Here is a 12,891-nt window from a genome sequence, read left to right as displayed (position 1 = left end):
GCCCCGGTCATGCCGGGGCTTTTTTTATGGGCGCGATTTAGCCTGCTCGCCATGCCATGAATGTTTTCCCTCTCCTTGCGGCTCACGCCTGCCTGACAGCCCGGATAACCTAACGTGCTATGCCAGGCCATTCTGGCTAATAAATCCGCTACTGCGCTGCGCCAGCCCAGCCGAATACGTCACGCTTTATCAGAGGCGTAATTTTTTCTCCTTTTTGTACTCGCGTACTGGTACAATGAATCATCAGGGTAACCTCTTTCACAGGAAAGCATTATGGCCACACTTGTCGCCCGCAGCGCCTCGCCTTCGCTCTTAAGCGGCGTTGTGATTATCGCCGGTACGATCATCGGCGCAGGCATGTTCTCTCTGCCGGTGGTGATGTCAGGCGCGTGGTTTTTCTGGTCGCTGCTCGCCCTGGTGTTTACCTGGTTCTGTATGCTTCATTCAGGATTGATGCTGCTGGAAGCCAACCTCAACTACCATATCGGCGCGAGCTTCGACACCATCACCCGCGACCTGCTCGGCAAAGGGTGGAACGTGGTGAACGGCGCATCCGTCGCATTTGTCCTCTACATCCTTACTTATGCCTATATCTCGGCCAGCGGCTCGGTGCTTCACCACACGTTCGCAGGCATGAATATTGACGTGCCGGCGCGGCTGGCGGGTTTCGGCTTCGCGCTTATCGTTGCGTTTATCGTCTGGCTCTCCACCCAGGCCGTGAGCCGGATGACGGCGATTGTGCTCGGCGCCAAGGTCATCACATTCTTTCTGACTTTCGGCGGGCTGCTGGGGCATGTTGAGACGGCGACATTATTCAACACGGTCGAGGCAAGCCCGAGCTATACGCCGTACCTCTTAATGACGCTGCCATTTTGTCTGGCCTCGTTTGGCTACCACGGCAACGTGCCGAGCCTGATGAAATACTACGGCAAAGAGCCTGGAGTCATCATTCGCTGCCTGGTCTGGGGAACGCTGCTTGCGCTCGCGCTTTACACCATCTGGTTGCTGGCGACGATGGGCAACATTCCGCGCCCGGAGTTTATCGGCATCGCGAAAGCGGGCGGCAATATCGATGTGCTGGTGGGGGCGCTGAGCGATGTGCTGAACAGCCGCACGTTAGATGTGCTGCTGATTGTGTTTTCCAACTTCGCGGTGGCGAGCTCGTTCCTTGGCGTGACGCTGGGGCTGTTCGACTACCTGGCGGATCTCTTTGGGTTTGACGATTCGCCGCGAGGGCGTCTCAAAACCGCGCTGCTCACGTTTTTGCCGCCGATGGCGGGCGGGCTGTTGTGGCCGAACGGGTTTCTGTATGCGATTGGCTATGCGGGCTTAGCGGCGACAATCTGGGCGGCCATTGTGCCGGCGCTGCTGGCGCGCGCGTCACGGCAGCGTTTCGGCAGCCCGCGCTTTCGCGTCTGGGGCGGTAAAGGGATGATTGCGCTGATACTGCTGTTTGGACTCGGCAACGCGCTGGTGCATCTGCTTTCCAGCTTCAACCTGCTGCCGGTGTATCAGTAACGTTGCGTTTGCCCTCTCTTGCGCAGAGGGCAAACACTCGTATTAACTCAACAGTGCTTCCCGCACCTGCATGGCGAGATCAAACGAGTGCAGCCGCGCCTCGTGATCGAAAATCTGCCCGTTAACCATAATCTCATCGGCTTCGGTTTCACGCAGTACGGATAACAACCCATGGCGAACTTTCGCTTTATCGCCAACCAGCGACATGCTGAGCGCCTGCTGCACCCCGTATTGCTCCGCCGGGCTCCAGACGCTGTCCATGGACTCAATGGGCGGCGGCAACTGGCTGGTTTCGCCGCGACGCAGTTTCACAAACGCCTGCTGCATCGACGTAAACAAAAACTCCGCATCGCGATTGCTGTCGGCCGCGACGATATTAATGCACACCATCGCATACGGTTTTTCCAGTCGCTCTGAAGGCTGGAAATGCGTGCGATAGAGGTGCAGCGCCTGCAACAGCATATCTGGCGCGAAGTGCGAGGCGAACGCGAACGGCAGGCCCATCTGCGCCGCAAGCTGCGCGCTGTAGAGGCTCGAACCCAGCAGCCATACCGGAAGTTTTGCGCCATAGCCTGGCACCGGGCGCACCGCCGGGTTAGGGTCGCGAGCATCGAACCAGTCCGTCAGTTCTTTCACATCGCGCGGGAAGTTGTCGATATCGTGATTCATATGGCGGCGCAGCGCCATCATCGTGCGCTGATCGCTGCCCGGCGCGCGGCCAAGGCCCAGCTCAATACGGCCAGGATAAAGGGCGTCGAGCGTGCCGAACTGCTCGGCAATCACCAGCGGTGCGTGGTTAGGCAGCATCACGCCGCCGGAGCCCAGGCGCAGCGTGGTGGTATTGGCGGCGAGATAGCCAATCAGCACCGATGTCGCGGCGCTGGCGATGCCGGTCATATTGTGGTGCTCCGCCAGCCAGTAGCGGTCGTAGCCGCGCTTCTCAGCGAGACGGGCTAAATCGAGCGAGTGGTGGAACGCCTCACGGGCGGAGGAGCCTTGCGGGATCGGCGCGAGATCGAGCACCGAAAAAGGCACAACAGATTTATCAGACATAACGGCTCACTTAATTACAGCAGTGTCATCAGATTGAAGGTCTTCTTCCAGCCTGGCGCATTTCGGGGATTTTGCCCGCGGCCTGGCCGGAAAGCTGTCCTTTCATACTGCATGAATTCATGCAAAATGCTGTTAACAAAGTGAGCCTTTTCTTACGCCTGAAGCGCCATCCCGGCGAGCCTGCGCCAGTAGCCGTTACAGTCGCTGTGCGCGGCGAGCGGCAGCGGGGCGGCGCCGTTTTCATTGGCCCGGAAGGCGTCGAGCATATCCAGCGTTTCGGGTCCCATTGGCGAGAGACGCACTATATCCACCAGCCCGGCCATCGACGCCAGCTCGTTGCCGAGGTTATAGACATAACCGCTCATGGTCTGAATGCCATTTAGCACAAAAACCTGGCTGTTCTCCTGCGACAACATGCTGCGCCCGTTGGGGTATTTGATGCAGCAGGTTTCGCACTCATCTTTCGGCCTGTCTTCCGAGCGGGCGGTAAAGCAGCGGGCGGAGTAAGCGAGCGGCAGATGGCCGTAGCTCAGCACTTCCACATCGAATTTGTCGCGAATACCCAGCGCATCGCATTGATCGAGCAGATTCACCAGCCAGTCGCGCGACAGCTCCACTGGCATACACCAGCGCGTCATGCCGTCTTTCAGCAGCAGGCGCAGCGTGACGGCGTTGTAGCAGTTAAGCGCATGGCCCGCGACGAACGGCAGCTTACGCTCGGCGGCCAGCCCTACGGCGCCGAAGTCGTTGGCCTCAATCAGAAACTCGCCGTTATCGATATAGCGCTTCAGCTCGGTCAGCTCCGACGGCGCCTGCACCAGCGCAAGCGTTGAGAGCACCACCTGCTTGCCGCTGGCGGCGAGCGTTCTGGCAAGCGACAGCCAGTCGGCGGCTTTGGTATCGCGACGTTTACTGCACACCGCTTCGCCGAGGTAAATCACGTCGGCGGAGCTTTGGGCCGCAGCCTCGTAAAAGCTTTCCAGCGTCGCTTTTGGCCAGTAGTACAGCACCGGCCCTAATGCATATTTCATCCTGCTCTCCTCACTGCCATTTGCGATGATACGCACCAAGCGTCGTCTGGGTGCCTTCGGCCATCGCGCCGAGCGCGTCCATCCAGCCCGGTTGTGGCGCAAAGCGCTGCGGATCGGCTTTGCAGCGGTCAATAGCCTGACGCCAGACTTTCGCCACCTGACTGACGTAAGCCGGGCTGCGCTGGCGCCCTTCGATTTTCACCGAGGCGATATTGGCCGCCAGCAGCTCCGGCAGCAGCTCCAGCGTATTAAGGCTGGTGGGCTCTTCGAGCGCGTGATAACGCTGGCCGTCCACCAGATAGCGGCCTTTGCAGAGCGTAGGATAACCGGCGTTTTCGCCCTCCTGGTAGCGGTCAATCAGGACATCGTTCAGGCGCGACTCCAGCCCCTGTTCCGTCTGCTGCCAGCGCACGAAGCGCGCGGGCGAACAGGCGCCCACGGTATTGGGCGATTCGCCGGTCAGGTACGAAGAGAGATAGCAGCGGCCTTCCGCCATAATGCACAGGCTGCCGAAGGCGAACACTTCCAGCGGCACCGGCGTGACGCGGGCTAACTGTTTTACCTGATGAATGGACAGCACGCGCGGCAGCACCACGCGAGCCACGTCAAAATGGCGCTGATAAAAGCGGATAGCGGCTTCATTGGTGGCGGACGCCTGGACTGACACATGGCGCTCCACGTGGGGATAGCGGGCGGCAGCGTACTCCAGCATCGCGATGTCCGCTAAGATCAGCGCATCGGCGCCGAGCTGGGCGGCCATATCCACTGCGCGCTCCCAGCGTTCATAGCCGTCAGGGTGGGCGAAGGTGTTGATGGCGATGTGCAGTTTGCGGCCACGCTGATGCACATAGCTGACCGCTTCCTGTAATTTTTTCTCGGTAAAGTTGAGACCAGCGAAGTGGCGGGCGTTGGTATCGTCTTTCAGACCGATATAGACCGCATCCGCGCCATTATCGATGGCCGCCTTCAGAGCCGGCAGGTTACCGGCGGGGCAAAGTAACTCCATAGCGTGTCCTGAAAATAAAAGCAGGCCGCGTGGGGCCTGGCGCGCTGCATAAAGGCAGCGAAATTGTTAACGAACGGCGATTTTAGTTAACCCGCCCGCGACAATTTTTGATTTAAGGCAGCTAATGTCGTATTGATGGCATCTATAAAGGGGTACCTGCGAAGGCGCAAAGCTTGATTTGAGCCGCTATCTCAACGGACTGATATGGCACAATAACGGCCACTGTGATCTGGCAAGGAGAAAAGCCCGTGTTGAATAATCTGCGTTCCTGTCTGGTACATCTTGGCCCTTCGCTTCTGAAAGCGCCGGTCGCGCTCGCGCCGTTTGCGCTCAAGCGTCAGGCGCTGGAGCAACTGCTCGGCTGGCAATTTCGTCAGGCGCTGGCGGATGAGGAACTGGCGTTTCTCGACGGCCGCTGGCTCGGCATCGAGGTGCGCGATATCGGCCTGCGCTGGTTCACGTCGGTCGAAAACGACAAGCTCATTGTGCGCGAACAGGCCGAGGCCGACGTTATGTTCCGCGCGGACGCCGCCGACCTGTTAATGATCGCCGCGCGCAAGCAGGATCCCGATACGCTTTTCTTCCAGCGTCGTCTGGTGATTGAAGGCGATACTGAATTAGGGTTATATGTGAAGAATCTGATGGACGCCATTGAGCTCGACGCGATGCCGAAACCGCTGCGCGTGATGTTGCTGCAACTGGCGGACTTCGTTGAAGCGGGGCTTCGCGTCTCGCCGCTAACCAAAGCAACTTCCATAGGTGAACCATGCTGATTCGTGTAGAAATCCCCATTGATGCGCCGGGCATAGACGCGTTACTTCGCCGTGCGTTCGGTCGCGCCGACGAGGCGGAGCTGGTGCACGCGCTCCGTGAAGACGGACTGCTGACGCTGGGGCTGGTCGCAACGGATGATGAAGGGCAGGTGGTGGGTTATGTCGCATTCAGCCCCGTTACCGTGGCGGGCGAAGAGCGCCAGTGGCTGGGGCTTGCGCCGCTGGCGGTCGACGAGGCCTGGCGCGGCCAGGGGATTGGCCGTCAGCTCGTGTATGAAGGGCTCGATTCGCTCAATGAGTTTGGCTACTCGGCGGTCGTCACGCTGGGCTCGCCGGAGTTTTACAACCGTCTGGGCTTTGAGCCAGCCGCCCGCTATGACCTCCACTGCCGCTGGCCTGGCGCCGAAGCGGCGTTCCAGGTGCACCGCCTCGCCGATGACGCCCTGAACGGCGTGCATGGCCCCGTGGATTATCACGAGCATTTTAATCGTTTCTGATCTCAGGGCGTTTGCGGTGCGGTTGTCATCGCCTCAAACGCCAGCTCTCCCGCGACCAGTTGCTCTTTCTGCCGTTTCGTCAGTTGCTTGATGCGGTATTCGGCGCGCAGCGCCTCGGAGCGATTGCCCGCGGGCGCGCTGAAGACCAGCGTCAGCTCGCCTTTGCCGCGCAGCGCTTTGGCGCCTTTGCCGCGCTGATGCTGGGCGAAGCGGCGCGCGACATCGGTGGTGATGCCGGTATAAAGGCGGTTATCGGGGCAGCGGATCAAATAAAGAAACCATTCTTCCATAATGCGTATCGGCGGCAGTCATCACTGGCCGCACCTTACCATGATTATCCCCGACAGGAGAACCAATGGACGCTCTCGACGCCATCAGTAAATGGCTCGCTAAGCAGCATGTCGTCACTTACTGCGTCGGCCGCGAAGACGCGCTCTGGTGCGCGAACGCGTTTTATATCTATGACCGCGAGCGGGTGGCGTTTTATCTGTTAAGCGATACCCAAAGCCGCCACGGCCAAATGGCAGGCAAGCTGGCGTCTGTCGCAGGCACGGTCAACGGGCAGACCAAAACCGTGGCGCTTATCCGCGGCGTGCAGTTCGCAGGAGAGTTAAGGCTGGTGGAAGAGCCGGAAAGCGAGGCCTTGCGCGAGCGCTACAACCGTCGCTTTCCGGTGGCCAGGGTGATGTCCTCCCCGCTGTGGGAGATCCGTCTTGATGAGATCAAATTTACTGACAACACCCTGGGGTTTGGTAAAAAACTCGTCTGGTTACGCCCCGAGCAGGCGTAGCGCCTCACGGTTAAATGCCGGTAAATCTTCCGGCGTGCGGCTGGTCACCAGTTGATCTTTATCGACGACCACTTCCTCATCGTAGAACTCCGCCCCGGCGTTTTTCACGTCAATCACGATAGGCTTGACGGCGGTCAGCTTACGCCCGCGGATCACATCGGCGCTGATTAAGAGCTGCGGCCCGTGGCAGATAGCGAAGACCGGTTTACCGGTATTCACAAAGTCGCGGGTAAAGGTGACGAAACGATCGTCGCCGCGCAGGCTGTCGGGTGAATGACCGCCAGGCAACAGCAGGGCGTCGAAATCAGCCGGGCTCACCTCATCGATGGCCTTATCAATAGTGACTTTCGCCTCGCCTTGCTTACCAGTGACGGTTTTACCGGCTTCTTTCTCGATGGTGATCACTTCATGTCCGGCCTTGCGATACTCGGCCGCCGGGGATGTGAATTCCGAATCTTCGAACTCATCAGTGATTAAGACTGCAATCTTCTTGCTCATTACGCCTCCCTTGGTGTCTTTGCAGAACGGTGATGTGCAGTAATGGCTTTTGCCAGAAATGGTAAATACTTAAACCACACAGACTATTAAGCCTGGTTCAGGGCGCTGACATTGCAAGGCAGAAGATTCTGCAAAGGAGCGATCATGAGTCGAGTACTGATAACCGGCGCCAGCGGGCTGGTGGGCGGCCATCTGCTACGGATGCTGGTCGACGAACCGCGTGTGTCATCGATCATCGCGCCAACCCGCCGTCCGTTGCGCGTGCCGATGCATAAAGTGGAAAACCCGTGCGACCCGCAGCTCTCCGATGTGCTGACGCAGCTTAGCGCGCCGCTGGATATCGTCTTTTGTTGTCTCGGCACCACGCGGCGCGAGGCGGGCAGCAAAGAGGCGTTTATTCTTGCTGACTACACGCTGGTGGTGGACACGTCGCTCGCCGGGCTGCGGCTTGGCGCAAAGCATATGCTGGTGGTCAGCGCGCTCGGCGCGAACCCGAATTCGCCGTTTTTCTACAACCGCGTAAAAGGGGAGATGGAAACAGCGCTGAAGGCGCAGGGCTGGCAGCGGCTGACACTGGCGCGTCCGTCGCTGCTTACTGGCGATCGCGAAAAGCGCCGCGCCGGGGAATCTTTCATGGCCCCGCTGTTTCGTCTGCTGCCGGGGAAATGGAAAGCCATTGAGGCGCAAACCGTGGCGCAGGCCATGGTGAATGCGGCGTTGTCGCCCGCAAAAGAAGACGTTGCGGTGCTTGATTCGGCGCAATTGCGTGAAATAGCGGCACAAACGGCGCGCTGAACAGCGTTTCAAAACGCGTCCGGCGGGCGTACTATTGACCGGCAAAAATTTACCCCCTGTTTTCCAGAGGAATGTTATGGCTGGTCAGTCTTCATCTCTGGCGCCGAAATCCCCCGCATGGTGGAAGCCCGCGCTTTTTTTTCTCGTCCTGTTTATTGGTCTGTGGTACGTCAAATGGCAGCCTTATTACGGCAAAGCCTTTACCGCGGCGCAAACCCACAGCATTGGTCATTCCATTCTCGCTAACGCGCAGGATAACCCGTTGCGCGCGGCGCTTGATTACGCCGCTATCTATTTTCTCGCCGTCTGGAAAGCCGCCGTGCTCGGCGTGCTGCTGGGCTCGCTGATTCAGGTGTTGATCCCGCGCGACTGGCTGGTGCGCACGCTCGGTCAGCCGCGTTTTCGCGGCACGCTGCTCGGTACGCTGTTTTCACTGCCGGGCATGATGTGCACCTGCTGCGCCGCGCCGGTTGCCGCCGGCATGCGCCGTCAGTCGGTGTCGATGGGCGGCGCGCTGGCGTTCTGGCTCGGCAACCCGCTGCTGAACCCGGCGACGCTGGTGTTTATGGGCTTTGTGCTGGGCTGGGAATTTACGCTTATCCGCGTGGCGGTGGGCCTGGTGATGGTTATCGGCATCGCGTCGCTGGTGCAGCGGTTTGTGGCCGACACGCCAGCGCCTGCGCTGCCTGAGGCGGCGCTGCCCGCAGAGGCCCCGCAGGGCAGTTTTATGGCGCGCTGGTTTCAGGCGCTCTGGACGCTGTTCTGGAATACGATCCCGGTCTATCTGCTGGCGGTGCTGGCGCTGGGCGCCGCGCGCGTCTGGCTGTTCCCGCACGCCGACGGCGCTGTGGGCAATACGCTGTTCTGGGTGCTGGCGATGGCGATTGCCGGTTGCCTGTTTGTTATCCCGACCGCGGCGGAAATTCCGATTGTGCAGACCATGATGGTAGCGGGTATGGGCGTCGCGCCGGGGCTGGCGCTGCTGGTGACGCTGCCTGCGGTAAGTCTGCCTTCGCTTATCATGCTGCGTAAGGCCTTTCCGGCGAAAGCGCTATGGCTGACCGGCGGGATGGTGATGCTGGCGGGCGCGGTGACAGGCGCGCTGGCGCTGGTTTTTTGATATAGAAAAAGGTGGGTGCGGCTGCGCTTACCCACCCTACAAAAGCAAAAAGCATCCCCTTTACCGTAGGGTGGTTAAGCGAAGCGCACCCGCCATCGTCATAAGTGTAAGGATGTCGCAGAAACCCTCTCCCCGGCGGGAAGAGGGTTGGGTTGAGGGGACTACTTAATGTAGGTAAACGCGGTGGTGACGTGTTTCACGCCGCTCACCCGGCTTGCGGTATCCGCTGCCGCGCGGCCTTCGCGGTCGGTCACCAGACCCAGCAGGAACACTTCGCCGTTCTCGGTCGTTACCTTAACGTTAGACGATTTCACCTGATCGCTGCCAAGCAGTTGAGAGCGCACTTTAGTGGTGATCCAGGTGTCCGACGATGCGGTGCCCAGCCCAATCGGCTGGCCGTTGCGGATCTCGTTAAACACTTCTGTCGTGCCGTCCACGCCCATCGCTATCTGTTTCGCGCGGGACGCCAGCTCCGGATTCGGCGACTGACCGGTCAGCAACACTTTGCCCTGATAGGCCGTCACGTTAATACGCGCTTCTTTCTTCAGCTGTTCATCTTTGCCAAGCGCGGTATTCACGCGCAGCTCCAGCGTCCCATCATCAACCTGAGTACCCACACTGCGCGGATCGGTGGCGGCTTTGGTGCCGACAGCCGCGGTTCCGACGACGGCGGCCGCGACGCAGCCCTGTAGCACTAGCGCGGTCATCACCACCGCAAGGGGTTTAATGGCCTTCATGAGCACTCCTTAATCATCCTGGTGTGGAAACAATGTGTTATCGATAAGATCGCACAGGCAGTTGACTGTCAGCATATGCATCTCGTGAATGCGCGCGCTGCGATGGGAAGGAATACGGATCTCCACATCCTGCGGGCCGAGCAGACCTGCCAGCTCGCCGCCGTCGTAGCCAGTCAACGCCACGATAGTCATATCGCGGGTGACGGCCGCTTCAACGGCTTTCACGATATCGCGGCTGTTACCACGGGTGGAGATCGCCAGCAGCACATCTCCGGCGTGGCCCAGCGCGCGCACCTGTTTGGCATACACTTCGTCATGCAGCCTGTCGTTGGTTATCGCGGTTAAGACCACATTATCGGTATTTAGTGCAATGGCAGGTAAACCAGGCCGTTCGGTTTCATAACGATTGATCATGCTGGCCGCGAAATGCTGGGCGTTGGCGCCGGACGTGCCGTTACCGCAGCAGAGGATTTTGTTGCCGTTAAGGAGAGACTGAACCAGGGTCATGGCCGCACGTGAAATCGCATCCGGGAGTGCTTCCGCCGCCGCAATCTGGGTTTGAATGCTTTCCGTAAAGCAGACTTTGATTCTTTCTAGCACGATAATCCTTTGAGCGTTACGTCAGTTCAGGCGTGGAGCGAAAAGGCGTTCGCAATCCACTCGATTTCATTGCCGGTGAAGGCTAACACATCGAACCGGCAATCCACAGTATCAAAGCTCCCATTGTGGCGCGCGAGCCACAACCGGGCGGCATGTAACAATTTTTGCTGTTTGCTGCGGGTGACGCTGGCGGCCGCGCCGCCATACAGACTGGCGCGGCGGTAGCGTACCTCGACGAATACCGTCACGCCACGATCGTCCATAATGAGATCGATTTCGCCGCCACGTTCATGCACGTTGGCGGCGATAAAGCGTAATCCTTTACGCTCAAGAAAGGCGCGCGCCCGGGCTTCCCAGACGGCGCCGGTCTCTTTACGACTCAGTTGGCCGGAACCAACTGTCCCTGCTGGTATTTGAGCCACGTTAACTTCCTGTTAATGACACAGTCCTGTGTCGCGCTAAGCGCGCCGGTGTTGCCGCTAAGCTGGAAGCCGGGCACCTGACGCATCTGAGAGAAATGGTTCGCCAGCGACCAGGCATCCACGCCCATCGCATACAGACGCGCCAGCGAGTAGTCGTTATTCACCGCTGAAAGCGCCTGCTGCTGCAGCGCCGGGTTGCTGCCGGTGAGCATCGGGATATCGCTAAACTCCAGACCTTCCATTTCGAGGCGGAAATCCGGGCCCGAGCCGCCCTGAGCGCTGCGCGAGCTGGCATACAGCGCCGCTCCGCTGTGGCTGCCCGCGCGCATGGCGATCATCGGCTTAATCAGAGCAATCTCAGACGGCGTGGCGACGATATAGACGGCATCCACGTTGCCGCTGCTGCCCGCGGTGATTTGCGCGTCGGTCGGCGGCGCCGGAATGGAGAGACCGCCTATGGTCACAGGCTGCTGTTGCGGCAGGCTGGCGGCGACAGGCGAGCCGGTCAGCGCGATGCCGGTGCCGCCGTTGATATTCATTTTCAGCTCGTTGACGGAGCCGAATTTCTGTTGCAGCACCGTACCGCCGCCAAGCTGCGCCCAGCGGTCGGCGAAAGCTTTAGTGACGCGATCGCCCAGCGCGCTGTAAGGCACCAGCAGCAGCGGCGCGCGTTTGCCTTCCTGCCAGATATGGGCGGCGGCATCGGCGGCTTCATCTTCCGGCGACAGCGCGAAATAGCAGACATTCGGGCGATTCTGCACCGTCTCCGGCTGGTTAAGCGCCAGCACGTTCAGCGGAGTGCCGCTTTTCAGCACGCCGTCCACGCTCTCTTTCAGGAGCGGGCCGACGATCAGGCTTGTGCCATCCTGCTGCGCCTGAGCCAGGATCTGCGTGATGGGCTGCGAGCTGGTGTCATACACTTTAATCTCCGCGGCAGGGTTAGCGGGCGCGGCAGCGACAGGCTGTGACTCAACCGGTTGCTGTGTTGGCTGCGCGCTTTCCTGGGCGTCAGGCTGCGCGGCCAGATCGTCGACCGGGGCGGCGGCGGGGCTTGCCACGCCGTCGGTCGGCGGTGTCTGGGCGCTATTCGCAGGCTGTGCGGCGCTATCCGCCTGCGCAGGCGACTGAACGGCGACCGGGCTGGTGCCCGCGTTTTTCGCGGCTTCAAAGCCTTGCTGGATGGCGCGGCCAAATACCGCCGCCTGGCCGTTCAGCGGCAGCAGCAGCGCGATTTTATCGGCAGAGGCGGGCTTGTAGTTTTGCAGGTTAGCGAGCTGCGTCGGCAGCATTTTCGCCCCCGGATTTTGCGGGTAACGCGTCTGCCAGTCCTTCACGCCCGCCTGGAGCATTTTCGGATCGTTGCGGTTATCGAACCAGACGCGCTGCAGATCGAGCCAGCCCTGAAGCGTGTTTTCATCGGCGTTGATGACTAGCGCCTTCGCCTGATCCGCAGACATCTGCGACAGCGCCTGCCAGGTGGCGTCAATGTTTTTCTGTTTCGACGGACCCTGCAACAGCGGCTCCTGCGCAATCAGCGCACGTAGCAGTTCCAGCGACGGACGGCCCTGGCTGGCGTCGATTTTCGCCTGCCAGTAGCGGGCTTTCTGCTCGTCGTTCAGATCCGCCGGGCTGATTTTATCCAGCATCGCGATGGCACCCTGATAATCCTGCTGCGCCACTTTGATTTGCGCTTCCAGCAGCGACGCTTCGCGACGCTGGGCGTCCGTCAGGTTCTGCGGCAGCTCGCCGTAGAGCGTGATGGCGCGCTCGCGTTTGCCTTCGCCGAGCAGTGCACGTATGGCGAGTAATTGCCAGTTGGTCTTGCTATCATCACGGCTTTGTTCCATCTGGTGCAGATAAAAGCTGGAATCCGCTTTGGCTTCGCCCTGCATATGCGCAGTGCTTTGATCAGGCGTCTGCGTGCCGCAGCCTGCGAAAAACAGGGCTGCCAGCAGGACAGGCAGACAACGCGCGGCTTTAGAGCCGGAAAATTTAGAAGGTACCATACTGTATCCAGTGGGTTTTTCTGGTGAATGTTCAATTTTAAATCG

The 12,891-nt window shown here is 59.8% G+C and carries 15 protein-coding genes; 6 read left to right on the top strand and 9 right to left on the bottom strand.

The window, feature by feature from the left end; all coding sequences use genetic code 11:
* Positions 1–273: 273 nt before the first annotated feature.
* A complete protein-coding gene (mtr, locus tag AB8W27_RS18635; protein ID WP_012815030.1) occupies positions 274–1,518 on the top strand; it encodes a tryptophan permease in 1,245 nt (414 codons plus the stop codon).
* 42 nt (positions 1,519–1,560) lie between these two features.
* Here the strand turns inward: mtr and AB8W27_RS18630 are convergent, their stop codons facing one another.
* From AB8W27_RS18630 to AB8W27_RS18620, 3 genes are all read right to left on the bottom strand, one after another.
* Positions 1,561–2,571, bottom strand: a complete 1,011-nt coding sequence (locus AB8W27_RS18630; protein WP_012815031.1) for an LLM class flavin-dependent oxidoreductase — start codon at positions 2,569–2,571, stop codon at positions 1,561–1,563.
* A 152-nt stretch (positions 2,572–2,723) separates the two neighbouring features.
* On the bottom strand, positions 2,724–3,602 hold the full coding sequence (locus tag AB8W27_RS18625; RefSeq protein ID WP_012815032.1) for a U32 family peptidase: 879 nt from the start codon (positions 3,600–3,602) through the stop codon (positions 2,724–2,726).
* Between the two features lie 10 nt (positions 3,603–3,612).
* Positions 3,613–4,608, bottom strand: coding sequence for a peptidase U32 family protein (locus AB8W27_RS18620; RefSeq protein ID WP_012815033.1), 996 nt, complete (start codon positions 4,606–4,608; stop codon positions 3,613–3,615).
* A gap of 248 nt (positions 4,609–4,856) precedes the next feature.
* Here AB8W27_RS18620 and AB8W27_RS18615 point away from each other — a divergent pair, with 248 nt between their 5' ends.
* A complete protein-coding gene (locus AB8W27_RS18615) occupies positions 4,857–5,381 on the top strand; it encodes an SCP2 domain-containing protein (protein WP_012815034.1) in 525 nt (174 codons plus the stop codon).
* On the top strand, positions 5,375–5,878 hold the full coding sequence (locus AB8W27_RS18610) for a GNAT family N-acetyltransferase (RefSeq protein WP_012815035.1): 504 nt from the start codon (positions 5,375–5,377) through the stop codon (positions 5,876–5,878). Before AB8W27_RS18615 ends, AB8W27_RS18610 begins: the two co-directional genes overlap by 7 nt.
* Before the next feature lie 2 nt (positions 5,879–5,880).
* On the opposite strand, the gene AB8W27_RS18605 is transcribed toward AB8W27_RS18610, so the two are convergent.
* The gene (locus AB8W27_RS18605; RefSeq protein WP_012815036.1) at positions 5,881–6,168 is read right to left on the bottom strand and encodes a GIY-YIG nuclease family protein; all 288 of its coding nucleotides are present in this window, start codon (positions 6,166–6,168) and stop codon (positions 5,881–5,883) included.
* Between the two features lie 65 nt (positions 6,169–6,233).
* On the opposite strand from AB8W27_RS18605, the gene AB8W27_RS18600 reads away from it, so the two are divergent.
* Complete coding sequence (locus AB8W27_RS18600; protein ID WP_012815037.1) at positions 6,234–6,668, top strand: YhbP family protein; 435 nt, start codon at positions 6,234–6,236, stop codon at positions 6,666–6,668.
* Here the strand turns inward: AB8W27_RS18600 and AB8W27_RS18595 are convergent.
* Complete coding sequence (locus tag AB8W27_RS18595; protein WP_012815038.1) at positions 6,648–7,166, bottom strand: type 1 glutamine amidotransferase domain-containing protein; 519 nt, start codon at positions 7,164–7,166, stop codon at positions 6,648–6,650. The two genes, AB8W27_RS18600 and AB8W27_RS18595, sit on opposite strands and share 21 nt — an antisense overlap.
* 144 nt (positions 7,167–7,310) lie before the next feature.
* Here AB8W27_RS18595 and AB8W27_RS18590 point away from each other — a divergent pair, with 144 nt between their 5' ends.
* Together AB8W27_RS18590 and AB8W27_RS18585 are read left to right on the top strand one after the other, a co-directional pair.
* A complete protein-coding gene (locus tag AB8W27_RS18590) occupies positions 7,311–7,961 on the top strand; it encodes an NAD(P)H-binding protein (RefSeq protein WP_041923118.1) in 651 nt (216 codons plus the stop codon).
* Positions 7,962–8,037: 76 nt separating this feature from the next.
* Positions 8,038–9,081, top strand: coding sequence for a permease (locus AB8W27_RS18585; RefSeq protein WP_012815040.1), 1,044 nt, complete (start codon positions 8,038–8,040; stop codon positions 9,079–9,081).
* Positions 9,082–9,242: 161 nt separating this feature from the next.
* Here the strand turns inward: AB8W27_RS18585 and dolP are convergent, their stop codons facing one another.
* From dolP to AB8W27_RS18565, 4 genes are read right to left on the bottom strand one after another with little or no spacing between them, the layout of a single operon-like run.
* Positions 9,243–9,818, bottom strand: coding sequence for a division/outer membrane stress-associated lipid-binding lipoprotein (dolP, locus tag AB8W27_RS18580; protein ID WP_012815041.1), 576 nt, complete (start codon positions 9,816–9,818; stop codon positions 9,243–9,245).
* Positions 9,819–9,827: 9 nt separating this feature from the next.
* Positions 9,828–10,418: a DnaA initiator-associating protein DiaA gene (diaA, locus tag AB8W27_RS18575; RefSeq protein ID WP_004385040.1), complete on the bottom strand. Its 591-nt coding sequence runs from the start codon at positions 10,416–10,418 to the stop codon at positions 9,828–9,830.
* Between the two features lie 26 nt (positions 10,419–10,444).
* Positions 10,445–10,840, bottom strand: coding sequence for a YraN family protein (locus tag AB8W27_RS18570; RefSeq protein ID WP_012815042.1), 396 nt, complete (start codon positions 10,838–10,840; stop codon positions 10,445–10,447).
* Entirely contained in the window at positions 10,798–12,846 is a 2,049-nt protein-coding gene (locus AB8W27_RS18565) for a penicillin-binding protein activator (RefSeq protein ID WP_012815043.1), read from the bottom strand. Before AB8W27_RS18565 ends, AB8W27_RS18570 begins: the two co-directional genes overlap by 43 nt.
* Between the last annotated feature and the right edge of the window lie 45 nt (positions 12,847–12,891).

It is taken from the genome of Cronobacter turicensis (genome assembly GCF_041222865.1).
In the GTDB taxonomy this organism is placed as follows: domain Bacteria; phylum Pseudomonadota; class Gammaproteobacteria; order Enterobacterales; family Enterobacteriaceae; genus Cronobacter; species Cronobacter turicensis.
Note: the sequence above shows the minus strand (reverse complement) of the source record. Positions and strands in the feature narration are given on the sequence as shown.